The sequence below is a fragment of the Salinivibrio sp. SS3 genome (genome assembly GCF_001722105.1).
Lineage (GTDB): Bacteria > Pseudomonadota > Gammaproteobacteria > Enterobacterales > Vibrionaceae > Salinivibrio > Salinivibrio kushneri.
In genome coordinates this window covers 244299-270468 of record NZ_MEBQ01000023.1, presented here as the reverse complement: position 1 = coordinate 270468, position 26170 = coordinate 244299, and the positions used below count along the sequence as shown (strand labels likewise).

The 26170-nt window shown below is 49.6% G+C and carries 26 protein-coding genes and 1 pseudogene; 19 read left to right on the top strand and 8 right to left on the bottom strand.

What is annotated here, in order from left to right; all coding sequences use genetic code 11:
* Positions 1 to 538 precede the first annotated feature (538 nt).
* Positions 539 to 658 (bottom strand): annotated as a pseudogene (locus BGL48_RS16620) (IS110 family transposase); the annotation flags it as partial.
* Between the two features lie 100 nt (positions 659 to 758).
* Here BGL48_RS16620 and BGL48_RS10315 point away from each other — a divergent pair.
* The 9 genes from BGL48_RS10315 (at position 759) to BGL48_RS10275 (ending at position 7388) form a co-directional block, all read left to right on the top strand.
* Positions 759 to 1607: a hypothetical protein gene (locus tag BGL48_RS10315; protein WP_069362552.1), complete on the top strand. Its 849-nt coding sequence runs from the start codon at positions 759 to 761 to the stop codon at positions 1605 to 1607.
* A gap of 627 nt (positions 1608 to 2234) precedes the next feature.
* A complete protein-coding gene (locus BGL48_RS10310) occupies positions 2235 to 3290 on the top strand; it encodes a lipase family protein (protein WP_069362551.1) in 1056 nt (351 codons plus the stop codon).
* Between the two features lie 319 nt (positions 3291 to 3609).
* Positions 3610 to 4227 carry an FMN-binding negative transcriptional regulator gene (locus BGL48_RS10305; protein WP_069362550.1) on the top strand — a complete coding sequence of 206 codons (618 nt, stop codon included), beginning with the start codon at positions 3610 to 3612 and terminating at the stop codon, positions 4225 to 4227.
* A 126-nt stretch (positions 4228 to 4353) separates the two neighbouring features.
* A complete protein-coding gene (locus BGL48_RS10300; protein ID WP_069362549.1) occupies positions 4354 to 4995 on the top strand; it encodes a LysE family translocator in 642 nt (213 codons plus the stop codon).
* Positions 4996 to 5116: 121 nt separating this feature from the next.
* Entirely contained in the window at positions 5117 to 5605 is a 489-nt protein-coding gene (locus BGL48_RS10295) for a GNAT family N-acetyltransferase (RefSeq protein ID WP_069362548.1), read from the top strand.
* A gap of 60 nt (positions 5606 to 5665) precedes the next feature.
* On the top strand, positions 5666 to 6481 hold the full coding sequence (locus BGL48_RS10290; protein ID WP_069362547.1) for an arylamine N-acetyltransferase family protein: 816 nt from the start codon (positions 5666 to 5668) through the stop codon (positions 6479 to 6481).
* Positions 6482 to 6568: 87 nt separating this feature from the next.
* Complete coding sequence (locus tag BGL48_RS10285; RefSeq protein WP_021022842.1) at positions 6569 to 6811, top strand: type II toxin-antitoxin system Phd/YefM family antitoxin; 243 nt, start codon at positions 6569 to 6571, stop codon at positions 6809 to 6811.
* Entirely contained in the window at positions 6808 to 7071 is a 264-nt protein-coding gene (locus tag BGL48_RS10280; RefSeq protein ID WP_069362546.1) for a Txe/YoeB family addiction module toxin, read from the top strand. Before BGL48_RS10285 ends, BGL48_RS10280 begins: the two co-directional genes overlap by 4 nt.
* A gap of 44 nt (positions 7072 to 7115) precedes the next feature.
* On the top strand, positions 7116 to 7388 hold the full coding sequence (locus tag BGL48_RS10275) for a DUF4282 domain-containing protein (protein ID WP_069362545.1): 273 nt from the start codon (positions 7116 to 7118) through the stop codon (positions 7386 to 7388).
* 70 nt (positions 7389 to 7458) lie between these two features.
* Here the strand turns inward: BGL48_RS10275 and BGL48_RS10270 are convergent, their stop codons facing one another.
* Entirely contained in the window at positions 7459 to 7725 is a 267-nt protein-coding gene (locus BGL48_RS10270) for a GrxA family glutaredoxin (protein WP_069362544.1), read from the bottom strand.
* A gap of 247 nt (positions 7726 to 7972) precedes the next feature.
* Here BGL48_RS10270 and nfsA point away from each other — a divergent pair, with 247 nt between their 5' ends.
* Entirely contained in the window at positions 7973 to 8695 is a 723-nt protein-coding gene (gene nfsA, locus BGL48_RS10265) for an oxygen-insensitive NADPH nitroreductase (RefSeq protein WP_069362543.1), read from the top strand.
* Between the two features lie 254 nt (positions 8696 to 8949).
* Entirely contained in the window at positions 8950 to 9537 is a 588-nt protein-coding gene (locus BGL48_RS10260) for an acetate uptake transporter (protein ID WP_069362542.1), read from the top strand.
* A gap of 87 nt (positions 9538 to 9624) precedes the next feature.
* On the opposite strand, the gene BGL48_RS10255 is transcribed toward BGL48_RS10260, so the two are convergent.
* The 4 genes from BGL48_RS10255 to pabB all read right to left on the bottom strand — a co-directional run bounded on the left by BGL48_RS10255 (position 9625) and on the right by pabB (position 14912).
* Positions 9625 to 10986: an L-serine ammonia-lyase gene (locus BGL48_RS10255; protein ID WP_069362541.1), complete on the bottom strand. Its 1362-nt coding sequence runs from the start codon at positions 10984 to 10986 to the stop codon at positions 9625 to 9627.
* A 243-nt stretch (positions 10987 to 11229) separates the two neighbouring features.
* Positions 11230 to 12498 (bottom strand): serine/threonine transporter, encoded by a 1269-nt coding sequence (locus BGL48_RS10250; RefSeq protein WP_069362540.1) that lies wholly within the window; start codon positions 12496 to 12498, stop codon positions 11230 to 11232.
* 237 nt (positions 12499 to 12735) lie between these two features.
* Positions 12736 to 13500, bottom strand: coding sequence for an NUDIX hydrolase (locus tag BGL48_RS10245; protein WP_083238531.1), 765 nt, complete (start codon positions 13498 to 13500; stop codon positions 12736 to 12738).
* The gene (gene pabB, locus BGL48_RS10240; RefSeq protein WP_369801963.1) at positions 13497 to 14912 is read right to left on the bottom strand and encodes an aminodeoxychorismate synthase component 1; all 1416 of its coding nucleotides are present in this window, start codon (positions 14910 to 14912) and stop codon (positions 13497 to 13499) included. Before pabB ends, BGL48_RS10245 begins: the two co-directional genes overlap by 4 nt.
* Before the next feature lie 237 nt (positions 14913 to 15149).
* Between pabB and BGL48_RS10235 the strand changes: the two genes are divergently transcribed.
* On the top strand, positions 15150 to 16667 hold the full coding sequence (locus BGL48_RS10235) for a fumarate hydratase (RefSeq protein WP_069362562.1): 1518 nt from the start codon (positions 15150 to 15152) through the stop codon (positions 16665 to 16667).
* Between the two features lie 160 nt (positions 16668 to 16827).
* Here the strand turns inward: BGL48_RS10235 and BGL48_RS10230 are convergent, their stop codons facing one another.
* Positions 16828 to 18459, bottom strand: a complete 1632-nt coding sequence (locus tag BGL48_RS10230; protein ID WP_069362539.1) for an ABC transporter ATP-binding protein — start codon at positions 18457 to 18459, stop codon at positions 16828 to 16830.
* A gap of 654 nt (positions 18460 to 19113) precedes the next feature.
* A complete protein-coding gene (locus BGL48_RS10225) occupies positions 19114 to 20469 on the bottom strand; it encodes a dihydroorotase (RefSeq protein WP_069362538.1) in 1356 nt (451 codons plus the stop codon).
* Positions 20470 to 20672: 203 nt separating this feature from the next.
* Here BGL48_RS10225 and hinT point away from each other — a divergent pair, with 203 nt between their 5' ends.
* The 7 genes from hinT (at position 20673) to BGL48_RS10190 (ending at position 26120) form a co-directional block, all read left to right on the top strand.
* Positions 20673 to 21023 (top strand): purine nucleoside phosphoramidase, encoded by a 351-nt coding sequence (gene hinT, locus BGL48_RS10220; RefSeq protein ID WP_046073123.1) that lies wholly within the window; start codon positions 20673 to 20675, stop codon positions 21021 to 21023.
* 27 nt (positions 21024 to 21050) lie between these two features.
* Entirely contained in the window at positions 21051 to 21428 is a 378-nt protein-coding gene (locus tag BGL48_RS10215; RefSeq protein ID WP_069362537.1) for a DUF1425 domain-containing protein, read from the top strand.
* Between the two features lie 59 nt (positions 21429 to 21487).
* Entirely contained in the window at positions 21488 to 22123 is a 636-nt protein-coding gene (locus BGL48_RS10210; RefSeq protein WP_069362536.1) for a hypothetical protein, read from the top strand.
* A complete protein-coding gene (locus BGL48_RS10205; RefSeq protein WP_069362535.1) occupies positions 22116 to 22979 on the top strand; it encodes a phosphotransferase in 864 nt (287 codons plus the stop codon). The genes BGL48_RS10210 and BGL48_RS10205 overlap by 8 nt, the downstream gene beginning before the upstream one ends.
* Before the next feature lie 18 nt (positions 22980 to 22997).
* Positions 22998 to 23843, top strand: coding sequence for a DUF6279 family lipoprotein (locus BGL48_RS10200; RefSeq protein WP_069362534.1), 846 nt, complete (start codon positions 22998 to 23000; stop codon positions 23841 to 23843).
* Positions 23844 to 24024: 181 nt separating this feature from the next.
* Positions 24025 to 24567, top strand: coding sequence for an alpha/beta hydrolase YcfP (ycfP, locus tag BGL48_RS10195; RefSeq protein WP_069362533.1), 543 nt, complete (start codon positions 24025 to 24027; stop codon positions 24565 to 24567).
* A gap of 263 nt (positions 24568 to 24830) precedes the next feature.
* The gene (locus tag BGL48_RS10190; protein WP_069362532.1) at positions 24831 to 26120 is read left to right on the top strand and encodes an NAD(P)/FAD-dependent oxidoreductase; all 1290 of its coding nucleotides are present in this window, start codon (positions 24831 to 24833) and stop codon (positions 26118 to 26120) included.
* The last annotated feature ends 50 nt before the right edge of the window (positions 26121 to 26170 follow it).

Below are 26170 nucleotides of genomic sequence, written 5' to 3'. Positions count from 1 at the left end.
ACCATGAACGATGAAGAGCCATGCTTTTACAGTTGATGCACTTACAGAAGAAGATAACAGTAAGTCTAGCTTAACAAAGTTTGATCGAATTAAACTCGCTATTAGTAGTTACTTTGAAAATGTATTAAATTACGCTTCTGTATATTTTTTCTTTGGTAAAACGCCGAATGAAGACACTGCGTTGGGATCATTGTTAAATTCGATTGGCACATCAACGATATCGAGTGCTCATAAAAGCTTGTGTGTTTTTGAACAGTTTTTAGTTTACACGCAGGTACTTACAACTATTTGTTTAGTTGTATTGTCTTTAGCAATTTATGCTGGACGGAAATCGTAATTTAGCACATATGAGCCCTTCTCCGGTCAATAGGCAATAGCATTTTTTTGGCTGCGCAGCAACCAATGCTCTCGAACAACAAAGTCGTCTACTTCGTTCTGTCATTTCCGCCATTAAGTCATTGCTTACGACAAACACATATATAAGGTCTCTTACTGCGGTCTCACCGCTGCCTGCCAATCATGTGACAGGGCCATTTCTCGTTCCCACGCTCCTGCGTGGGAACGAGTTATGAAGAATGACTTTTCCGTGGCCATCCACTGCGTGAAGAGAAAAGTGGTAGTTGGCGAGATCAACGCCACAAGAGAATTGAGTAGACATAGTTACCTCCGGTATTAAAGACCGCACCTAAGTGTGGCAAGTCTTCAAGAGGGGGAGTCCATGTCATTCGTTAAGCAGCAAAAATAAATAAAGAGGAAACATGTACACTAATATTACTTTCGACTGCGAATGTGGCAGTGTTGTTCGAGAGGGTGTTTTCTACCCAGTACATATCGCAGATACAGAAAAGGAACGAGAGCAGTTTCAAGAAACTGAATCTGAAGTTGAATGTGATAGTTGTGGTAGACCATATCACGTGCTCATAAAGAATAATGCGTATGACACCGAGTGTGTTGTGAATCATGGTGAAGTACGGGTTGAAATAACAGAGCCACAGCATGAAGAACATGAGTTGCAACTGCTTATCCCAGAAGAAAGCAACCGAATCAAGTTATTTCGAAAACAGTTAAAATATGTAATGTTGTTGGTAAACTCTGAAGTGGATCCAGAGGCACAATATGCACATCATGTAATGCTTTATAGTCATTTAATAGCTTCAGCTGAGGGGTATCTGTTCTCTACATTTAATCACTATGTGACTAAGTCTGATACGTTACTAAGGCGTCTCGTTGAAAGTGACCCTGAGGTCGCTAAAATGAGGTTTGATCTTTCGGAAATTTTTGTTCGCCAAGAAACACTTAAAGAGACTATAGCTAAGCATCTTAATTCGGTAATCTTTCATAACCTTAAATCTACGACAAAAATGTATGCTAGTGTTTTTGGTTTTGGTTTTGGGGACATATCTTGGTTTTATCGTGCGGTAAGTAATCGACATCATTGCGCTCATCGAGGTGGGTATGACAAAGAGGGTAATCCACTCGATATAAATAAAGAAACAATCATAGAGCTTACGACTAAACTGAGTGATTTGATTGAATCTATTGAAATCCGAGTTGCTGACTTTGATGATGACGGTTTCAGGCTCAAGCCAAGTGGAAAAGTCGCTTAACAATGCAATTAAGTTCGCTCTGGACTTGATCCGTTTTACTGGACACGCATCGACGACCTGAGGAGGCGCGGATTCAACCGCGAAGTGCAACACTCTCGTCTGCAGCCTGGCATAATTTGTTAAACATAACGCGAGGCTGCCTAAAGCCAAAACATTTCCTCGGTCGAGCATTCAAGCGGGCCACAGCTGACATCACCTCTTCGCAGTGATTTTTCTCGTTCCCACGCTCTTGGGTGGGAATGCATATCTAGCTCTTGCTATTATTCAAACACAAACAGCACCATAACCATTGTAACATTGTGATACATAGCACATTGAACTGGCTTGTTCGCTAAAGGTATTGACGCTGTCCGCTAGTGTAAGAACAGAGGTCAAGTGCAGTTCGGTGATCTTGTGGCGAACCCTGCCTATGATTCAAATGCATATACATTCCCACGCAGGAGCGTGGGAACGAGTTAAGAAGAATTTAACGAGATATGTGTTCGTTAAAAAAATAGAGCTTTATATACTTGCATGATATTAATAATTCTTCCTATAAATAATTGCTTGGTGGGTGATAGTTTTAAAATGGTGCGTGGTTATTTATAGGGATATTTTTTTAATTTTCAGTGCTGACAAGGATTAATTATGTCGAAATTAGTTATAGAAACAAGTGATGATATTAAACAAACCAAAGAATTATTGGGAAAAAGCATCCCAATGTATCGAGAGGCATATAGTGATAGAACGGCTTGGTTAATGGCATGTTTTTCTGAGCTTGCTTACTTTAAATTCAATCCGCCTGTTATTACAGAAGATGTCGGTAAAAGAATTGAGAGTATGCTTTTGGCGGGGAAAGAAAATAGCCATATGCTAAAAGCATCAATTCTATTAGCTGTACAGAAGTTTAGTTATGATCACGTAGAAGAAAAGCGGCTTCTTGAAAAGCAACTTCAGACACTTGATGCTGAACTTGTCGCTACGTTCAATGCAAATGGCAGCCAGGCAATATTGATTAAAACTAATGATTTTATCGTCTTATCATTTCGTGGCACTGAGCCACTCGAGTTAAAAGATATAAAATCAGATGCTCATGCCACTCTAACTAAATGTGTGACTGAGGGGAGAGTTCACTCTGGATTTCATGATGCGTATAACTCAATCGAAGTAGAAGTCATTCAGGCACTCGAACAGTATAGAGAACTACCACTATTTATTACAGGGCACTCTCTTGGCGGAGCACTGGCAACAATAGCTGCGAAGAGGATAACTCATAGCGGCGGTAATGCAGCATGTTATACATTTGGCGCCCCCAGAGTGTCAGACGATCATTGGCTTATGACAATGAAAACACCAATTTACCGAGTGGTGAATTCGTCTGATGGCGTAACTATGGTACCACCACCCAATATGTTCATAGAGCCTCTTTCTTGGATTTTAGGTTTTACACCTGCAGTGGGGGATAAATTAAAATATTTTCTTCGAGATAAGTTCGGAGGTTATATTCACGGTGGTGATATGCGTTTTCTAACAAATGTCAAAACTGGTGAATACGATAAGGCTAGATTACTCACTCATGTTGATATTTGGTACCGGCTTAAAGGATGGATGAGGAAGAAGTTCACCTGGAAAAAATTTGGAACAGACCATAGCATGTCAGTCTACCGTTCGAAGCTGGCATTTATCGCTTTGCGCAGGAATTGAAACAGTAACAGCTTTGATTTCTCGTTCCCACGCTCCTGCGTGGGAATGCATATCTAGCTCTTGCTATCATTCAAACACAAACAGCACCATAAGCATTTTAACATTATGCTGCCTAGGGCATTGAACTGGCTGTTCGCCAAAGGTGGCGCTGTTCGCTAGTGTTAGAACAACGATCAAGTGCAGTTCGGTGATCTTGTGGCCAACTCTCCTTATGATTAAAAATCCATATACATTCCCACGCAGGAGCGTGGGAACGAGTTAAAAAGTTTAAAACATGTTCGCACTCGTGAATAAAGCTGACTGATACTAGAAGGAGCATATGCACATACCCAAGAATATGGAAATGACTGGCGAGGACGCCATTAAGGCGTTCATTTCCGATTATGGCTTTGGCGTTCTCGTTTCTAATGATTTGAATGCAACACACTTGCCCTTAATCTATGAAGCAGAGGAAGGGACATTAGGCTGTCTTTATGGGCACTTTGGCAAGGCGAATGCGCATTGGAAAGTAACTGAAAATCAGCGTGTTGTGGTTATTTTCAATGGGCCGCATTCGTATATATCACCATCGTGGTATAAGACAAAGCCCGCTGTGCCCACATGGAATTATGCGGCTGTGCATTGTTACGGTGTCTTAAAGCTTTTGAGTGACAAAGAAAACGAATGGGCAATGAAGCGGCTTGTGGCGAAGTATGAGCCTGATCTGCTGGATGCACCGGAAATGATGCCAAGCGATTATCAAGCGAAACTGCGCCAGTCAGTCGTGGGCTTTAGAATTGTTGTTGACGACATTCATGCAAAGGAAAAGCTGGGCCAACATCGTAAAGCGGACGATCAAACGGGCGTGTTCGCCGCACTCAGTGACAGCACGCATCCAAATGATATCGCCTTGTCGGCGTATATGAAAAAACGCAATCTTGGGATCGGTAATAAGTAGCACCTGCCACTCGTGGTGTATTAGCAGCTAGCCGTCGAAGACTCAGGAAGATGAGTACGGCAGCTTCTCTAAAATCTAAAACAAGAAAAACTACTCTAGACACAACATCGATAATAAGGAGCAAGGATGACTGACGTTTTATCACTCGTTTCAATCGGGTTCGCATTTTTTGTTGTTGCGGTCTCCCCGGGGCCAGCGAATATCTCCAATGCAACTATCGCCATGAGTAAGGGGCGAAAAGTTAGCCTTGTTTACGGCGCAGGGTTATCCATTGGGCTGCTGTTTTGGGGCATTGTCGCCGCCAGTGGCTTGGGGATGGTGCTACAAGGGTCGGTATATTTACTTATGCTGCTAAAAATCGTGGGTGGCGTTTATCTTCTATGGCTGGCTTACCTTTCTTTTAAATCATCCTTTAACGCCGCCGCGACGGTATCCACAAACGATAACCAAGAAGCGGGATACCGAAAGTGGTTTGTTCGTGGCGTGGTTTTAAATTCCTCTAATCCTAAAACCGTGGTGGCTTGGATGGCGGCTTTGTCGGTTGGGATGGGTTCAAGCAGTGATGGGTTGTTTCTTGTCGCGGCGGTGCTGACTTGTATGCTGGTCGGCTTTTTGGTGAATGGGTTGTACTCCCTGTTGTTTTCAATCAACGGCGTGATGAACGTCTACCAAAAAGTGGCGCATTGGGTTGAGCGAGTAGTGTCTGGGATCTTTGCACTGGCAGGATTAGGATTGCTGCGCTCCGCCTTTAGCCGCAATCCTGCGTGAGTCGTGACACACAAGGCGCTAGAGTAAGTGTGTTATTGCCAGGTGCGCGGGACTCAGCCCTTTGATAAAGAAAATTGTCGCGCTATTACTGACGTAGTCATGCATATTGGAGTCTCAATAAATGGCACTCAGAGCCTTCACCCGATCTGACTACGAGCGATTGATAAACTGGATCGACTCAGACGAATTAAATTACCAATGGGGCGGCCCAACCTTTGATTTTCCGTTAAATGCGCACCAGATCAGCCAGCATTGTGCACACCCCGATGTGTGGCCTTTTATGTTTTCTGTCTCGGGGGAGAGCGCGGGATACGCAGAGCTGGTCGAAACCAGTGAGGGTCACTTTCGCATTTGTCGTGTTTTTATTGCTAAGCCGTTTCGAGGTCAAGGCATCGCCAATCGAATGCTCTACCAGCTTATCCAATTGGCCAAGTCAGAATATCGTGCTGACGCGTTATCGCTCGCAGTGTTTGAGCACAACACCGCGGCTAAACGATGCTATGAGTCATTGGGATTTGTGGTCACTTCTCGAGAAAGCGGTATGCGCTCATTTCGCGGTGAGTCATGGGTATTGCTACGTATGGAAAAGTCGCTCTTATCATCCGATTAACGCTTTACCTCAACCCTACTTGAGGGATTAATCTGGTGCCATTCACATAAGGAGCCGACGATGACATCAGCACCCATGATTAAAGAGTATTTACATCGCCTCGGATTGAGTGAGGCGAAGGGCGGGGCACTGGTCACTGAGTTTATTGAAAAGCACTTGGCGCGGTATGCGTTTTCTAGCCTGAATGCCATGGCAGGGCAGCCGCTTTCTTTACAGGCCGATGCTTTGTTTGAACGGTTGGTGGTGAACCAACAAGGCGGCTATTGCTTTGAGCACAATAAAATTGCCTATCTTGCCCTGAAACATTTGGGGTTTGATGTGCGCAGTGTGCTGGCGCGGGTGATGCTTAATGGTAAACCCACCAATCCCCGCACTCACCGTATGAATGTGCTTGAGCTCGATGGTGAAACGTATCTGGTGGACGTTGGTTTTGGCAACAAAACCCCGCGCGGGTTACTCAATATCAACCAGAACACCTGCAATATCGGGCACGATACCTATCAAATCACGCGCAATGGCGATGTAGTGACGGTGGTATTACACGAGCCCGAGCAACCGCCATTAACACTGTACGAGGTTGAGCTTTATGATGTGGTAGAAGCCGACTTTGACGTGGCGCATTTCTATTCTCATCAACACCCTGAAGCTATTTTCGTCAATAACCTTGTAGTGTCGTTGATCACCGGTTCACACCGCTATTTGATCCGTAATCAGCAGTTTTTGGTCTGGGATGCGGCAGGGCAACTCATTACCGATAAAAGTATCGATAGCCTCGAGGCATTAACCCAGTTGGTTCATGAGGTGTTTTTATTGCAACCGCCCAAAGCGGTGTTGGAAACCGCATTTGCACAGGTAGCGGCCAACGCGGCGGCTTGAGTGAGCGGATATTAACGAGTACGTTCGTCTTGACGTACGTACTCGATGCCGTACAATTGTTTAAAATGTAATCACCGGAGAGGCGCTATGACGGGGATCACTGCCACTGAAGCGCGTAGCAAATTGTATCGGCTCATTGATGAAACCGCCGAATCACATCAGCCCATTGTTATTGCGGGCAAACGTAACAAAGCGGTGCTAATTTCAGAAGAAGACTGGTCAGCGATTCAGGAAACACTCTATTTGCTTTCTGTACCAGGGATGCGTGAGTCAATTCGCGAAGGCATCGCCACGCCGACGGATGAATGCGATGAGGAGTTGGACTGGTGACATGGAAGTTGGTTTACACCAAACAAGCCCAGAAAGACGCAAAAAAGCTGGCTTCCAGTGGCCTCAAACCAAAAGCGCAAGAACTGTTAGCACTGATTGAAGACGATCCCTACCGTAAACCTCCTCCATTTGAAAAGCTTGTCGGTGATCTCACTGGTGCCTATTCACGCCGTATTAATATTCAACATCGCTTGGTCTATCAAATCCTCGAGGATGAACAAGTGGTGAAAGTGCTCAGGCTCTGGAGCCATTATGAATAGTGGCTGATTCGAATCCCTTTTTCTCATTTTTTAAGGAACAAAGTGTGAAATCTATCTTCTTTTTTAATTCGATGTTGACGCCAAAACTGGTCATCGGACTGTATTGGCTGTTGTTGCTGATTGCGTTGTTCTCTGGGCTGGGCACTATGTTTGGTAGCTACGGCGGGATGCGGTTGGAAAACGTTGCTATTGGCCTGTTTACTATTGTTGCCGGTGCAGTAGGGGCAAGGATTTGGTGTGAGTTGATGATTGTGATCTTTAAAATCAACGAAAATCTTCAAAGTTTAAAAGACGTGAAGGAGCGTTCAGACGTGTAAATGCGTTGATATCATTGATGATTAAAAAAGCCAGCGAGAAGCTGGCTTTTTTAGCAAGATTATTGGCGCCTTATTCTTGATACAGGCCGAGGTTTTCTTTGGCGTAGGCTTCAAATTCGGTAAAGCCGCCAACGTGCGCTTGGTCAACAAAGATTTGTGGCACGGTTTCAACTGGCTTGCCAACGGTTTTTTCTAGGTCAGCTTTGCTAATACCTTCTGCGTGGATATCCACATAGCGGTAGTTGAAATCTTCACGGTTTGTTTTTAGCTCTTCCGCGAGGTCTTTAGCGCGAACACAGAATGGGCAGCCAGGGCGGCCAAAAATTACGACGAACATAGTCATCTCCTTTAGCGTTAATACCACTACTATGCCTGATGGGCGAACGTTAGAAAAGATGAATTTCCCTCTCGCACCAATAGGAAAAACCGATGATAAGCGCCAAAATGTATCAACGCGTGCGGTGGCGAGCTTGTGGGATTGGTGGGGAGTAAAGCGCCAGAGCAGGGTGATTGCTTCCATGTGTAGAAAGGTGTACAACCTCTCAATCCCTCTTTAACGGCTCAACGTCAAATAAGGAAGCACAATGAATCCAACGATTGAGACACTTCTTTCTCACCGCTCTATTCGTAAATTTACTCAAGATGCCATTTCTCCCGAGCAATTAACCCAGATTATTGATGCGGCGCGCGCGGCATCCAGCTCAAGCTTTTTACAGTGCACCAGTATTATTCGTGTGACGGACAAAGAAAAACGACGCGTGCTGGCGGAATACGCGGGCAACCAAGCGTATGTGGCTGATTGTGCCGAGTTTTTGGTGTGGTGTGCGGACTTCCATCGCCACGAGCAAATCAACCCGAATGCCAAGTTAGGCTTTACCGAGCAGACGCTGATCGGTGCGATTGATGGTGCCATCATGGCGCAAAATGCGATGGTGGCCGCGGAGTCGATGGGCTTTGGCGGCGTATATATCGGCGGCTTGCGCAACCAGCCAGAAAAGGTGGCCGAGTTGTTGGCGATGCCGAATCACGTGATGCCTTTGTTTGGTATGTGCTTGGGTGTGCCGGCGCAAGACCCCGAAACCAAGCCTAAATTACCCGCACAGCTTTTGGTGCACGAAAACAGCTATCAAGCCATTGATGAGGCGGCGCTAAGCGACTATGACAACCAAGTGCGTGAGTATTATCAAACCCGCACGGGCGGCAATAAAGACATGAGCTGGAGCGAGCAGATCTCCGCTACGCTAGAAAAAGAAGCGCGTCCGTTTATGAAAGACTTTCTGCACAGCAAAGGATTTAGCACCCGTTAAGAGAGTGTCTAAACGTGATGGATAAAAAAGCAGCGTTTTGCTGCTTTTTTATTATTTATCGCCTCGTTTTGTCCAGTTTGCTATCCGATTTGATGGATTTATTGTCTAATCCTGCCGCTAAGCCCTAAAACCTATTTACATCTGCCCTGTAAACCGTAATATTGCCGCGTTTTTGCGCGTGATAATCACTTTTATCTGACGTTATCCGCGCTCATTTTTAATATTAAATTGTTTTTATACGAAGTAGGGCTCTGATGGAAAACAAACTGGCAAATCCTGCCCCTTTGGGGTTGATGGGTTTCGGCATGACCACGGTATTATTGAACATTCATAATGCGGGTTTTTTCCCCATTGATAGCATGATTTTGGCGATGGGCATTTTTTATGGTGGCTTGGCACAAGTGATTGTCGGCATCATGGAATTCAAAAAGGGCAATACCTTTGGTACCACGGCATTCACCTCTTATGGCCTGTTTTGGCTGACGCTGGTAGGGCTAATTGTCATGCCAGAAATGGGGATTGCTCAACCGAGTCCAGCTGGCTTTATGGGTTGGTACTTGGTGATGTGGGGCATATTTACCGGCTTTATGTACATCGGTTCACGTCGTTACTGCCTGGCGAAGCAGTTTGTCTTTGCTAGCTTGACCGTACTTTTCTTCTTGCTGGCGGCACGCGATTTTACCGGCAATGCGCTGATTGGCACCATTGCAGGCTTTGAGGGCATTGTGTGTGGCTTGAGTGCGATTTACTTCGCGATGGCGCAGGTGCTTAACGAAGAATATGGCCGTACCGTGTTGCCTGTTGGCGAGCAAAAAGCAACGCTAGCACCGCAAACCGCGTAAACGCCTGATAGATTGTTGAGATCAAAAAAGCTCGGCCACTCAAATGGCCGAGCTTTTTTATGCGCGATTAAGCGTGATAGTGAAGGGTTAACACATCACTTTAACGGCCAATCCGCCTTGTGAGGTTTCGCGGTATTTGGCGTTCATGTCTTTGCCAGTTTCCATCATGGTTTCAATCACTTTATCTAGTGATACACGCGGCTCGGACGAACGTTGAAGTGCCATGCGTGAGGCATTAATGGATTTCACCGCGGCAATGCCGTTACGCTCAATGCAAGGCACTTGTACTTGCCCGGCAACCGGGTCGCAAGTGAGGCCTAAGTTGTGTTCCATGGCGATTTCAGCCGCCATGCACACTTGGTGCGGGCTACCGCCCATCAGCTCAGCGAGGCCGGCTGCGGCCATGGAGCAGGCAACGCCGACTTCACCTTGGCAACCCACTTCTGCCCCAGAGATGGAGGCGTTTTGTTTGTATAAACCACCAATTGCGCCAGAGGCGGCAAAAAAGCGGGTGTAGGTTGGCTTATCAACCGGCTCGATAAACTTATCGTAGTAAGCTAGCACCGCAGGAATAATGCCACATGCGCCGTTGGTCGGGGCAGTGACCACGCGGCCACCGGCGGCGTTTTCTTCGTTAACGGCAAAGGCAAACATGTTCACCCAATCGACCACTGTCATGGGGTCAATGTTGTATTTTTCGCTGGTTTTTAACTGGTGACGTAAGGCGGCCGCACGGCGCGGTACGCGCAGCGGGCCAGGTAACACGCCTTCGTTTTCCATCCCGCGGTCCATACACGCCTGCATGGTTTGCCAAATATTGGCGAAATAGGTGTCGATTTCTTCTTGGCTGTGCATGCTACGCATGTTGGCCATCACCAAGCCACTGATGGAAAAGCCAGTTTCCTGGGTGAGTGCCAGTAAGCCGTCAGCGCTATTGAAGTCGTAAGGGACTTGCACCGCTTGCATGGCAGGCTGACCAAACTCGGCTTCTTCAACAATAAAGCCACCGCCAATCGAGTAATAGGTTTTACTCAGTACACACTCATCGCCTTGCCAAGCATGGATTTGCATGCCGTTCTCGTGCAGTGAGAGGTTAGAGGTATGAAAGTTCATCCCTCCGTCGCGTGGAAAGGCCACCGCGTGTTGCTGCTCACCCAGTGGCAATTGCTCTGTCTCTTCAACCCGTTTAATAAAGCGGGGGATCGAATCGATATCAACGGTTTCAGGGGTGTTGCCCGCTAAGCCCATAATGGTAGCGATGTCGGTGTGGTGGCCTTTACCGGTGAGTGACAATGAGCCGTATACGTCAACCGTGACTCGATCGATATCGGTTAAACGCTGACTGGCGGTTAGCTCATCAACAAAGCACTTGCCCGCTTTCATTGGGCCAACCGTATGAGAACTGGATGGGCCAACGCCAATCTTAAAAATGTCAAAAACACTGATCATGTGTCTACCTCAGTCAATGCCCTAAGGGCAATGGATTTAGTGTTTACGCCATCCGTCCATGGTATTGACTGTGATGGCAAGCACAGGCTCGCCACAATGAAAAGGAGCAGCCTTCACTGCTCCTTGTTAGCCGCAAACATCGATGGATGCGGAGGGCATAGCGCCCAATGCAGCAGTCCTATAGCGCCTGCTGCGCGCGCTGTGTCAGATTAAGCAAGACGGCTGATTCAGAATCGTTGGAGATTAAGAGATCATGCTGTACGTAATCGCTGAAATGGCTACCAGCCCCATAATCAGAACAAAAGCGTTGCTGATTGTACCTGAATATTTCTGCATTGCTGGCACGTTTTTCACGGCATACATTGGCATAATAAACAGGATGGTGGCAATGATTGGGCCGCCAAGTGATTCAATCATCCCCAAAATGCTTGGATTGAGGGTAGCGACGAGCCAAATGGTTAGGATCATGAATACCACGGTAAACACGTTGATTTTTTTGCGATCAACCGGCTTACCCATGCTGCGTAGCGCTTTTGTAGCAATCCCGTTCAGGCCTTCACGTGCGCCCAGGTAGTGACCAAAGAACGAGGACACAATGGCAACAAAGGCCACCAATGGACCCAAGAAGGAAATGAACGGGCTTTCATGTTTGTTGGCCAAGTAAGAAAGAATCGCGATGTTTTCCGCTTTCGCCGCTTCTAGGTCTGCTGGCGTCAGTGACAGCACGCAAGAGAACACAAACAGCATCACGAAACCGACCAACATGGCCGCTGAGCGCATCAGGATCTGGCCAGACTTGTATTCCGCGTCGTCGCCGTGATCACGGCGCTGTGCCAAGGAAAAAGACGAAATCGCCGGGCTGTGGTTAAAGGCGAAAACCAGCACTGGAATCGAGATCCAAAGGGTAATAGTAAAGTCACCCGCGGACGGCACTTGCGATAGCGCCGCTGTGTTCCACTCTGGGATCAGGTAGATGGACATAAAGACCAAGATCCCAACCAGCGGGTAGACCAAAAACTGGGTGACGCGCAGCATCATTTTCTCGCCCAGTAGCATCACCGACATCATGCCGAGGATCAGTGCTAGCGAGAGGATCGCACGTGGCGGTGACGCCATGCCAAGCTGGTTGACCAAGAAGGAGTCAACGGTGTTGGTGATCCCCACGCCATAAATCAGCACAATCGGATAAATGGCAAAGAAGTACAGCAAGGTGATCAATTTGCCCGCGCCAACACCAAAGTGTTCTTCAACTACTTCGGTAATGTCGCTGCCCGCATTTTTAGAAGATAAAACAAAACGAGAGAGGCCGCGGTGGGCAAAGAAGGTCATTGGGCCGACAAGCAGGGTCATGACCACTAATGGCCAGAATCCACTCATGCCTGCGTTGATAGGAAGAAAAAGAATACCCGCGCCAACCGCGGTGCCAAAAAGGGAAAGCGCCCAGGTTGTATCTTGTTTGGTCCAGCGCGGGCGCGACGTTGCGCGGGTACCAGTCGTCGAGGTGGTTTGCATAACAATACTACTCACATTGTCGGGAACAGAAATCAGGGAAGGCGAATTCTGGCGATTTCCACAGAGAAAACCAAGAGCTAGATCGCTATATGAAAAGTGGTGCGCAGACTATTGCACCAAAATGTGATGACTATCAATAACGAAAGGTGGATTGCTCTACTATGCAGGCATAAATGTATAGATATTTGTTGGATAAATATGCATCAATGTGCGTCTAAAGCCATACTCTTTGAGTGGTTATGGGCAGATTGACGAGTGGTGACCCGAGGGGGAAAACAATGTTAGTTGGCTGATTAACGCACGAAGCAATTGCGCAGTGGCGCCCCAAATCAGCCGGTCTTGGTGATAAAACGCACACACAGGGTGCCACTGGCCATAGAGTAAGAAAGACTGCTCGCGAATATGCCCCGGACGACAAAGAGTATCTAACGGCACTTCAAAGCAGGCGGCGACTTCGTTGTCATCCAGACAAGGCTGGTACTCGGGATCGACCCACGCCAGGACAGGGTGAATGTAATAGCCAGTAACGGTGGGAAGTGGGCATAAGTGGCCAATAATCGCCTCAGGGGCAACACGAATCCCGGTTTCTTCCCACATTTCCCGCGTGGCGGTGGCGGTGTTATCTCTGTCAGAAGGCTCCCGCTTGCCGCCTGGGAAACTGACTTGGCCAGGATGATGTTTTAAGTGACTCGCGCGCTGGGTTAATACCAGTTGGATCCCGTTTTCGCGCGGCACTAGGCCGATTAGCACCGCCGCGGGTTGAAAGTCAGCGCCACCCAAAATTCTGGGGGAGAGGCGAACGCGGTTCAAAATGCGGCTATCGTGGCGCGCAAGCGGGGTTAACGAAAAAGCCCGGGTTACATCCGCAGGCGATAAGGGGCGGCCTGGCTCGTCACAAATGGATTGAGGATGCGTCAGGGATGCAGACCAAGAAGCTGCTTTCGCGCCCAACGTACAGCGGATTGGCGTGAAATAAGCATGTTCCTCGGCGATTAGCGTCATCGTGACTCCGTTAAATCAGTTAAAGGGGCAGCCAAGCTATCATCGTCTGCCAGCACGGGGAGGATGCGGCTGACTTTGTCGAGCGTTTCTTGATACTCGGCGTCTGCCTCGCTATCAGCAACCAAACCGCCACCGGCCCACACATGCAGTTGGCCTTGGTGGCCGACCAGGGTACGAATGGTAATACTCGAATCCATCCGGCCACAGCGACTGAGATAGGCAAAACTGCCGCAATAAATATGGCGACGGTGTGGCTCAAGCTCTTCAATAATTTCCATGGCGCGTACTTTGGGAGCACCGGTAATTGAGCCACCGGGAAACGCCGCGCGAAGCAGATCGAGGCCTGTTTTTTCATCAGGGAGCCTACCTGTTACCGTGCTCACCATATGGTGGACGGCGGGAAAGCTCTCTATATCAAAGAGTTTAGGCACAGAAACCGAGCCTGGCGAGGCAACTCGGCCAATATCGTTCCTGAGCAAATCGACAATCATCAAATTTTCAGCGCGATCTTTTTCCGCCGATTTCAGTGCTTGAGCGCTGTCGGCATCTTGTTGCGGGTCGGTATAGCGAGGGCGCGTGCCCTTGATAGGTTTGGTTTCAATCTGTTGATTATGTACGGAAAGAAACCGCTCCGGTGACACGGATAATATGGCACTGTCCGCTAAGCGGATAAAGCCAGAGAAGGGCGCACCATTACGGGTCGCTAATTTGCGATACGCTTGCCACTCGTCACCTTCATAGGAGGCGGAAAAGCGTTGAGCCAAGTTGATTTGGTAGCAATCACCGGCATGTAAGTACGCTTGTACTTGGGCAAATTTTTGCTGGTATTGCGTCTCGGTCATGTTAGCGCGCCAGCGTTCGGTGAGTGCAAACGATGGGCGGGACGGTGCAGCCTGATGAGTGAGCCATTGCCAGCGCTGATCGCTGTCCGGTGCAATCACCACCGCTTGATGCTGGTGATGATCAATCACCACTGCCCAGTCGTAGAGACCAACCGCCATGTCGGGGACATTGAGCTCGTCTTTAGCCCGCGTGGGTAGGGTTTCAACACAGCGCCCTAAGTCATAGCCAAAATACCCGAGAGCGCCGCCGGTAAAGGGCCAGGGGGCGATTTCAGAAACCGCTGGTAATAGCTGTGCTTGTAATTGCGCGACCCAGCGAAAGGGGTCGTGATCGTCAGTGGTGGTATGCCCATCGGGGTATCGCGTGGTCACTTGATTGTGGCGCGCGGTCACCGTGGCGATGGGATCGGCGACCAGGATATCGAAGCGACTATCTGGATGCGTCCGTGTGGCCGAGTGGAGCAACATCGCCCAGGGCTGATGAGCGATCTTATCAAACAGGGTCAACGCAAGATCCGGGGCGTAGTCGATTGGCGTGGTAGTGAGCTTCATGGCGTTCTGTGGTTGCATTCTTCTTTTTGTGATCACGGTTGAGACGCCGTGTGGCGCGCAGATAGCGCTAAGCGTATCATAGCTAGGCCTTTTCCGGCACAAGCAACAATAAAAGACGAAGCGAGGTTGCTGTCAACCATCGACTTCTCTATCACAGAGCAGTAAAACTGCCTAGCCAAACGATAATAACGAGGGGAAGGCCTCCCCAACACTGGATACCCGCTTTGGGTCCTGCAAATGACACCAGAGGCAATGATGACCACTATTAAACAGCAAGACGTGATCGAAAGCGTTGCAGATGCCCTGCAATATATCTCTTACTACCATCCTCTTGATTTTGTTCAAGCCCTTGAAAAAGCCTACGACAAGGAGCAAAGCCAAGCGGCAAAAGATGCCATCGCGCAAATTTTGATTAACTCGCGCATGTCGGCCGAGGGCAAGCGTCCGATCTGCCAGGACACCGGCATTGTGACCTGTTTTGTCAAAGTAGGGATGGCAGTGCAGTGGGACCGTCACGATATGACGGTGCAGCAAATGGTGGATGAAGGGGTGCGACGTGCGTACACCAATCCTGATAACCCGTTGCGTGCCTCTGTGGTGGCTGATCCGGCAGGCAAACGTCAAAACACCCGTGATAATAGTCCAGCGGTGGTGCACATTGATATGGTGCCAGGCGACACCGTGGATATCCAAATTGCCGCGAAGGGCGGTGGCTCGGAGAACAAAACCAAAATGGTGATGCTTAACCCATCGGATGATGTCGCTGAATGGGTAGAAAAAACCTTGCCTGCAATGGGCGCGGGCTGGTGTCCACCGGGCATGCTGGGTATCGGCATTGGCGGCACGGCAGAAAAAGCCGCGGTGTTAGCCAAAGAGTCACTGATGGAGCACATTGACATTCAAGCGCTTATCGAGCGTGGTCCAAGCAATGCCGATGAAGCGCTGCGTCTCGATATTTTCAATCGTGTGAACAAGCTGGGCATCGGTGCCCAAGGGCTAGGCGGTTTAACCACGGTGGTGGATGTCAAAGTGAAAACCGCCCCAACGCACGCTGCGTCTAAACCTGTGTGCTTAATTCCGAACTGTGCTGCCACCCGCCATGTGCATTTTACACTTGATGGCACCGGGCCTGCCGAATTGGCGCCACCCAAATTGGACGACTGGCCGCAAGTGACTTGGGAAGTGGGGGATAATGTACGTCGTGTCAACCTCGACACGGTCACCAAAGAAGACGTGCAAAGCTGGCAAACCGGTGAAACCGTGCTGTTATCAGGCAAAATTCTGACCGGACGCGACGCTGCACACAAACGCTTGCAAGAAATGCTACGCAATGGCGAAGGCCTTCCTGAGGGCGTTGATTTTAATGGTCGCTTTATCTATTACGTGGGCCCCGTTGATGCGGTGGGTGATGAAGTGGTTGGCCCAGCAGGCCCTACCACGTCGACCCGTATGGATAAGTTCACTGACATGATGCTCGCCGAAACCGGCTTGATGGGCATGATTGGTAAAGCTGAGCGTGGCTCGGCGGCGGTTGAGTCAATCAAGAACCACAAAGCCGTGTACTTGATGGCGGTTGGCGGCGCAGCCTATTTGGTCTCGAAAGCGATCAAGCATGCACGCGTGGTGGCGTTTGAAGATTTGGGAATGGAAGCCATCTACGAATTTGACGTCGAAGACATGCCAGTCACGGTGGCCGTCGACTCACAAGGACAAAATGCGCATCAGATTGGCCCAGACACCTGGAAGGTGAAGATCGCCGAAATGGATGATTAATCCACTAACTTGGTTTGTTCGGTCCAACGTCTGCTTGCGTTAGCGAGAGGGCGTTGCGTCGGGCAGCGTTTAAGTGGATAGAAACCATAAAAAAATGCGCCAATTTGGCGCATTTTTTGTCTATCAGATGGAGTAACGCGTAAAGACGTTACAGCGTGGGCTAGGCCACTTCCTCTTCTGCCAGGTCGAACGAGGCAGCAATCAGATTACGCGTGTACTCGTTTTGCGGGTGATGGAAGATTTCTTCTGGGGTACCCGCTTCCATGACTTTCCCTTTTTGCATCACCATCACCCGATCTGAGAGGGCACGAACCACACTCAAATCGTGGCTGATAAACAGATAACCGATGTTATGGCGTTTCTGAATGTCTTTCAGCAAGTCGATCACGGTCAGCTGTACGGAGCGGTCCAGTGCCGAGGTGGGCTCATCCAGCAAGATAAACGCAGGGTTTAAAATCAGTGCACGGGCGATCGCGATACGTTGACGCTGACCGCCGGAGAACTCGTGCGGATAACGGTTGATCGCCGAGGTGTCTAGACGCACCTCATACAGCGCATCTTTCACCCGCTCTAAACGTTCTTTTTTACTCAACTCGGGGAAGTGAGTGCGCAGGCCTTCGGCAACGATTTCACCGACTGTCATACGTGGCGACAAAGAGCCAAATGGGTCTTGGAAAACCATTTGCATGTCGCGGCAGAGTGCTTTGTTCTCGCTGTTTTTGATCCCGTGGATATCTTGGCCTTTAAAGCAAACGCGACCTTCAGCGACGGGCAACAGGCGCATAATCGCGCGGCCTAGGGTTGATTTGCCTGAGCCAGACTCACCGACAATACCCAAGGTTTCGCCGCGACGCAGTGATAAGCTGATATCACTGACCGCTTCGAAATAGCGTTTGTTGCCACCAAAGAAGTCTGCCCCCAAGAAGTACTTGATGGTGACGTTATCCACGGTGAGCAAGTTTTCTGCATCGTCCTGCGGGGCTTCTTTACGGCCACGTGGCACCGCGTCGATCAGCATCTTGGTGTAATCTTTTTGTGGATTTTCGAACAGGGCTTGGGTGTCGTTGGTCTCGACCACTTCGCCTTTACACATGACTACCACACGATCGGCCAGGTGTTTAACCACGCCGAGATCATGCGAAATAAACATGATGGCCATGCCCATTTTTTGCTGAAGCTCGCCAATCAGATTAAGCACTTCCGCTTGTACCGTGACGTCAAGGGCGGTGGTTGGCTCGTCGGCAATCAACAAATCCGGTTCGTTAACCAGTGCCATGGCAATCATGATGCGCTGAAGCTGACCGCCAGAAAACTCGTGCGGATACTTTTCTAACGCGCTGGTTGGATTAGGCAAGTGAACCAGGTTTAACAAGTCGATGATGCGCTGTTTTGCCTTCTCACCTGTGGTGCGATGGTGACATTGAATCGCTTCGGTCAACTGCTCGCCAACGCGCATGTACGGGTTAAGCGAGGTCATCGGCTCTTGGAAGATCATGGCAACACGATCGCCGCGCATCTTCTGAATTTGCTTGGTGGACAGCGTCAACACATTGGTGTCGTTAAAGGTCACTTTAGAGGCCGGTTTTACCAGTGCGTTATTGGGGAGCAGCCCCATCACGGCGCTACTAGAAACCGATTTTCCCGACCCGGATTCACCAACGATTGCCACGGTTTCACCGGGCATGATGTCAAAGCTAACATTTTTAACGGCATCGACCATGCCGTCGTTGGTGGTAAATGACACACTCAGGTTTTCGACACTGAGAAGTGGCTTAGAAGCAGATGAAGACATCATCACCTCACTGGTTGATTATTCGACGTCACGAGTTCACCGACAGCCTTCGACGCTGAATGCGCTCAGTATCGTTGACACGGTACATACTCGATGATTTGGATGGTCGTCTGCGACTTGTACGCAAACGCCCGTCATTCGTGTTGGGTTGGTCATTGTTGGCCGCAGCCACAATGCACGCCCTGATGCGGATATCAGCCAGCTGGGGCGTTTCATCAAAGGCCAAAACAGGCATGATGAACAGCTTGCGCCAGTGGAAGAGGTAGGATACGAGTGTCGCGATAACCGAAAGACGCTTAAGGTTACCTCTCCTTGCGAACACAGCTTTTCAACATCATCCAGTGTTGAAACCAAGCAGCGTGAATATCCATATATCACCCACACAATATACGATTCGGATATAAAAGCAAATCGTTATTGCGCGCAAGGTTTGTGATGCCAGAGTTTGAGCTGTCAGACAAAAACACCCTTGTTGACGCATTAGACAGTGAAATATCTGTCTTTTCGTGGAGGTGACTATAGCTGATTCTCGCTGAAGACGCTGAGTGAACCGAGCAGTGCGGTTAACGTATGTGGCTTGCAAAGGGAAGGGGAGACAAGATGCGCGCGACACACGGTCACGCGCATGCCTGCTAGACGCGCATGTTCAATGACTTACTGACGGTCGAACTCAAGGCGCGTTGAATAGCGTTCGTCGCTGTGTTGACCGTGCTCAAAGGCGATTTGGCCATTGACGATGGTCATATCAATGCTAGAGCCGAAAGTGTGGCCGTCAAACGGTGACCATTGGCACTGGTAGAAGAGGTTATCTTGACCAACCGTCTGGGTTTGGTTGAGATCCACCAGCACCAAATCGGCCCAATAGCCTTCACGGATAAAGCCACGATCTTTCACCTGATAGCGAACTGCAGGGGCGTGTGCGACTTTTTGCACCACCAAAGGCAAATCGAAGATACCACGATGATAAAACTCTAAGGCCACCTGCAACGCGTGTTGTACAAGTGGCAGGCCAGCCGGCGCGTTGAAATAGCTGTTTTGTTTTTCTTCATAGGTGTGAGGCGCATGATCGGTGGCAATCACATCAATTACCCCGTCTTTGACCGCTTGAATCAGCGCTTGCTGATGGTGAGCTTCTTTGATCGCTGGGTTACATTTGATCAAAGTGCCTTTGGTCGCGTAATCATCCCGGTTGAAAAACAGGTGATGGACACAGGCTTCAGCAGTGATCTGCTTTTGCTGCAGAGCTTCGAGCGTTTTAGCTGGCTCAAACTGATACAGCTCATCTTCCGTGGTTAAGTGCAGCACATGCAGGCGTGTGCCGTGCTTTTTAGCGAGATTGACTGCCAACTGTGAGGATTTTAAGCATGCCTCTTTGGAGCGAATATGGGCATGGGCGTCAATCGGCACGTCTTCACCATATTTTTCGCGATAGATGCTCTCGAGTTCGCTGATCATGGGGGTGTCTTCGCAATGGGTGGCGATCAGCGTGGGACAGTCAGCAAAAATGGCGTTGAGTGTCTCTGGGTCATTGACCAGCATATTGCCCGTAGAGGCGCCCATAAACACTTTTACCCCGCAGGCGCTATTTGGGTCTAAACGACGGATTTCATCAATGTTGTCGTTGGTCGCGCCCAAGTAAAACGCGTAGTTAGCATGGCTGGATTGCGCGGCGCGTTGATATTTTTCTTCCAGTGCCTCTAGCGTCGTGGTGGGCGGGTTGACGTTAGGCATTTCCATGTAGGTGGTAATGCCCCCCGCGACCGCGGCTTTGGATTCGGTGGCGATGGTGCCTTTTTTCGGGAAGCCTGGCTCACGAAAGTGCACTTGATCGTCAATCATTCCTGGGAGGAGGTGCTTGCCGGTGGCATCTATTACGCGGCAATCGGCCGCGGCGGGGGCACTGATATCTTGGGCGATTTGACTAATTCGGCCATTTTCAACCAGGACATCCGTTTCAACAATCTGTCCTTCGTTGACAACGGAGACATTCTTAAATAATAGGGTGGTCATGCTGTGATCCTTACATGTCAAGGCATTGGCGTTATAGTAACGCAATCGATTACTTGATTCAGCCCCTGATTGTTTAGGGAGATTAATCAAGTCTTAACCGAATGTTGACGCAATTATTGTACATTAGCATTGTCAGCATATTGCCCTTCAAGTAGGGCTGCCGCATACTTGGCGCGGTAAACAACAATAAAAGGGAGTGAACCATGGCGGAAGAAACAATTTTTAGCAAAATCATTCGTAAAGAAATCCCTGCGGATGTTTTGTATCAGGATGAACTCGTGACCGCCTTTCGCGATATCAACCCGCGTGCCCCTGTGCATATCTTGGTGGTGCCCAATAAGTTGATTCCGACCACTAACGATGTGGATACCGATGATGAGCTTGCGCTGGGACGTATGATTACGGTGGCGAAAAAATTAGCCGCTGACGAAGGGATTGCCGAAGACGGTTACCGCTTAATCATGAATTGTAACCAACATGGTGGGCAAGAGGTGTACCACATTCATATGCATCTAGTTGGTGGCCGGGCGTTGGGGCCGATGGTGGTTGGGTAGTCGCGATAAGCGTTAAGAGGGTGATATATGGGTAAATGGCTGTGTTTGCTGGCAACCCTTAGCCTGTTGGCTGGATGTGCCACCGGCCAGCCATCGCTTTCTATCACGCCAGGACAATCTGTGGTTTATTCGGATAATACACTGGCGCAGGTACTCGACGTTAAACGGCGGGCGTGTGCCGGTGCGAAGACCATACAACAAACCTGTTTAACGCTGATCAATCGTAGCCAGCATTCCCAGTGGATGCGTTACCGCTTCTATTGGTACGACAAACAAGGGCTGCAAGTGGAGGCCTCGCCGTCTGAGTGGCAGCGTATTTCGTTGCCTGCGAAGGCCTCTAAACGTATCAACACTCGGATGCCGACCGCGAGCGCGACCCAGTACCGCATGGTGATTGTTCACTAGCGTGTCTCCTTACGCCGAGATCATCAGCCAGGCTCTTACTTATTGTTGAGGAAATAACAATGGCACTTGTCCGCTTTGCTTGTTTACCCATGCCGTCGGCGGGGCGACAGCCTTCGCTGCGACAGTATTCACTGCGACAGCGTTCACTGCGACAGCCTTCACTGTTCACCACACTGGTCGTGACGTTTTTTTTACTGAGCGTGGTTGGCTGTGCGCCACGCACACAACCGGTTTATCAACCGGGTGCGCAGAGCCCATCGACAACCACCCCCTCTCGTCGGCCTCATCCGAGCTTGGATCAGGCAATGCACGCGGCAGTAAGTGCACTACTTGACAGCCAGCCGTTGCAATCGTCACCCGTCACCCTGGTGCAGCCCATTCAAAACCTGAGTAACACCTACTTTCCGACACAGACGTACTCCGAGCAACTTAAAGCCGGGTTAGTGAGTGCTGGTCGCATTACGCCAGTGCCTGAGGCGAGAGTGCAAGCGGTGCGTCAATCCCTTGGGCTGGCGCAAAATCAAGCATTGGTGGATCCCTCTACCATTGTTCAATATGGACGAATGCTGGGGGCTGAGTACCAGCTAAGTGGCAAAATAACGGCGGGGAGCCCCTATCATCTACGCTTGCAACTGATGGACTTACACTCAGGTGTGATTGCGTGGCAAGGGGTTGAGACGTTTGTCAGTGAGTGATGAGTTACCGGCGTTTGACGCGCCAATTAACACGGCCCTGAGCCGCTTTTACGCCAAGCCGACAGAGATAATCCATGCTGAGCCACTGGCCGCCGGTTTGACCAATCGTTGTTGGCGCATCACTGATTCACAGGGTGGACAGAGTGTATGGCGTCCTAATAGCCAAGCCGTCAGAGCGTTTGACATCGATCGGGCGCGTGAAGCTAGCGCACAATCTTTGGCCGCCAATCATGGATTGGCACCTCAGCCGATTGCGTCGTTAGCAGAAGGCTTGCTGGTGCCCTGGGTGAGCGGTCAACCACTTGATCAGCGCGACGATGATCCAACAGCGATCTTAATTGACCTGTTGGTTCGTATACACCAGTTACCGGTTGAACTTGAAACCGCATCGGTGGATGCACAGTGCCAGCATTACGAGCAGCAGCTATCAGCCGCGAACGTGCATCGTCTAGCAGATATTAAAGCCTGGGCAATCGCGCAGCGACCTGCCACGGAGGGCGATATTCCGGTGGTATGTCACATGGATCTGGGCGCTTACAACGTTGTGATGACGCCCCATCGTGGCGCTGTCGTGCTCGATTGGGAATATGCACGTACGGCCGATGCGCACCTTGATATTGCGCTGTTTTGTCGTGCCAATGCCCTACAACCTGATGCGGTGATTGAAACCTACTGTGCGCAGCAACAGATAAAAGCGACGGAGGCGGTGCGCAGGCGCGTGTTGGCTTGGTTGCCGTTTGCCGACTATTTGGCGCTATGCTGGTATGAGGTAGGTGCTAAGTTGTATCGGCTACCGGCCTATAAAGAGGCGGCTAATCAGCTTTTTGAACAGCTGGCGGCGCAAAGGCGAGGCTAATTGAACACGGAGGAAGGGATGGTCAAACAAGGTTGTCGAACAGGGTGGTTAGCTGGCTGTTTGCTCTTGCTGGTGGGCTGTACCACAGAGCTGGCCTATAACACCTTGCCGTTTTGGATTCATTACTACATTGACGATATTGTTAATTTGCGCCCCGAGCAGTCCCGCCAAGTCAAAGCCGATCTCGATAAGATTCAACAATGGCACCGCACTCACGAATTACCGGCGATTGCCGAGCGCTTAGGACTGATCGCCACACAAAGTACCGAGCGGCAGACCATGGCGCAGTTGCGCGACCATCAAGAGGCGGTGAAAGAGAGAATTCGTACAACGCTAAAGGCGTTTATACCCGCCACCGCACGTTTACTGGATAGTTTTGACGATGAGCAAGCGCAAGCACTGACGCAGTGGATGGAAGAGGAAATTGAACAAGCCACCCAGCGTCGTGCCAAGCGTTCGGAGGATGAGCAGTTCGCCTATCAGCGGGATGATTTAGAAGAAGATACCGAAGAGTGGGTGGGTGATACCGACCGCGATCAGCAGCCGCTGTTCGCCGAAATGGCGCAATACCAACAAGCGGCGATGCCGACATTCCGTCATGTACGCGAGCAGTTAGTCAGCCGTCTGTTCAACATTATCAATAACAGACAATCGATTGATACCGAAGCGGCGTTGTCGCAATGGGTGGACGATGTGGTGGCGTGGCGAGCCGGACCAGAGACCGAAACCGAAATGGCAATCTATCGTTCGCGGCGGCTTGATTGGCTGTTGCGCCTGGATCGCAGTTTAGATGATGCGCAACGCAACCGCTTAGTCGAGAGCCTCAATGAGTGGCAAACGCGTCTTCGCGACATGAGCCGTTGATCCTTGCCTCTCGCAATGTCTGCTGGAGCGGGTCGCGTTGTCTTATTATCGCGACGAGGTGCCGACATCGTGGCGGGTCAATACCCTGATTATTTTTAGGGTGATCTTGCTCATTTTTCTGTCCGGAGGGCTATGCTATTGATAAGGGCCACAGCTTTGCGACAACCAAGGATGGATTTACATGATCATATATCTTCACGGTTTCGATGCCACCAGCCCCGGCAACCATGAAAAAGTGCTGCAGCTTCAATTTGTCGATGATGATGTGCGCACCATCAACTACAGCACCATGCACCCCAAGCACGATATGCAACATCTGTTGAAACAGGTTCAGACTCAAATTGACGCCAGTAGCGATCCAGACCCTTTGATCTGCGGTGTCGGCTTGGGGGCTTATTGGTCTGAGCGCATTGGCTTTCTGTGTGGTATCAAGCAGGTGATCATTAACCCCAACCTCCATCCTTATGAAAATATGCAGGGCAAAATCGACCGCCCAGAAGAGTATGAAGACATCGCCACTAAATGCGTGACTGACTTTCGCCAACGTAATCAGCAGCGTGCATTAGTTATCTTGTCGCGAGAAGATGAAGTGTTAGATAGCCAACGTAGCTACCATTTGCTCTCTCCGTTTTATCCCGTACGCTGGGATGAAAAACAAAGCCACAAATTTAAAAATCTCTCCGCCCACCTACAAGCCATTGCCCAGTTTAAACAATCGGCCTAATGCCATGCTCGTAACCCTAGTGTTGCGAGCATTTGGTGTAATTTTCCTACATATTATCCATTAATTAAGCGCAGACAAGGCTCGAAGTAATTGTCGTTTTACGGCAAAATAGAGCCGCGCGTTGACGAACAACACAACAAAAAAGAACGCAAAATACGCAATAGATGTTGTTAGTTACTGACAAAATGCCAATGAGTGCCAGTTTTAGCCAGTCGCCGGTGGGCGGCTAGCGTGTATTTTTTTAGTTAGGTAAGGATGTAGAAGTGACCAAAATTATCGTTGTCGGTGGCGGTGCAGGCGGGCTTGAGCTTGCAACCAAGCTGGGCCGCACGTTAGGCCGCAAACGTCGTGCAGAGATCACCTTGGTGGATAAAAACAGTAGCCATTTGTGGAAGCCATTGCTGCATGAAGTGGCGACCGGTTCAATGGACGAGGGTGTCGATGCACTGAGCTATCGTGCCCACGCTAAAAACCATGGCTTTGATTTCCAAATGGGCACGCTATGGGACATTGACCGTGACCAGAAAGTGATCACGCTCGCGCCCATGTATGATGAAAACAATGAGCTGTTGATGCCTGAGCGTGAGCTGGAATACGACATCCTAGTGATGGCGATTGGCTCAACGTCGAACGATTTCAACACGCCAGGGGTACGGGATAATTGTATTTTCCTCGACAACCCCAAGCAGGCGCATCGTTTCCGTCGTGAGATGAATAACGAGTTTATGCGCCTACACGCGAAACACGGTGACGGCAGTGTGGATATTGCCATTGTCGGTGCGGGCGCGACAGGGGTGGAGCTGTCTGCGGAACTACACAATGCGATTAAAGAGTTGCGTAATTATGGTTTCCGTGACTTAGAGAACTCAAAACTGAACGTGACCTTGGTTGAAGCCGGTGAGCGGATCTTGCCTGCGCTGCCGCCACGTATTTCCAGTGCCGCACACCAGGAGTTATTGAAGCTGGGTGTGAAGGTAAAAACCAATACCTTTGTCACCAAGGCCGATGAGGAAGGGTTGGAAACCAAAGAAGGCGAGCGCATCCATGCTGATATTATGGTGTGGGCGGCAGGCATTAAAGCCCCTGACTTTTTGAAAGATATTGCCGGTTTAGAAACCAACCGTATCAATCAGCTCGAAGTAAACAACACTCTGCAGACCACCCGTGACGAGAACATCTTTGTGATCGGTGACTGCGCGGCGTGTACACAAGAAGACGGCAGCAAAGTACCGCCGCGTGCACAATCTGCGCATCAGATGGCCAGTCGCTGTTTTAGTAACATTGTGGCGAAGTTGAATGGGCGTGAATTGAAACCATATGTGTTTAAAGATCACGGTTCTTTAGTCTCACTCAGCCGCTTTTCTACCGTGGGTAGCTTGATGGGTAACCTGACCAAAGGCTCGATGATGATTGAGGGCCGGATTGCTCGCATGGTTTATATCTCCCTATACCGGATGCACCAAATTGCCTTGCACGGTTATGTCAAAACCGGTTTGATGATGCTGGTTGGGCGGATTAACCGCGTGTTGCGTCCAAGTCTAAAGTTGCACTAAACGTTGCGCCTGAATCAGGCACCGCGAACTTAAGTAATAAGACCGAGGAT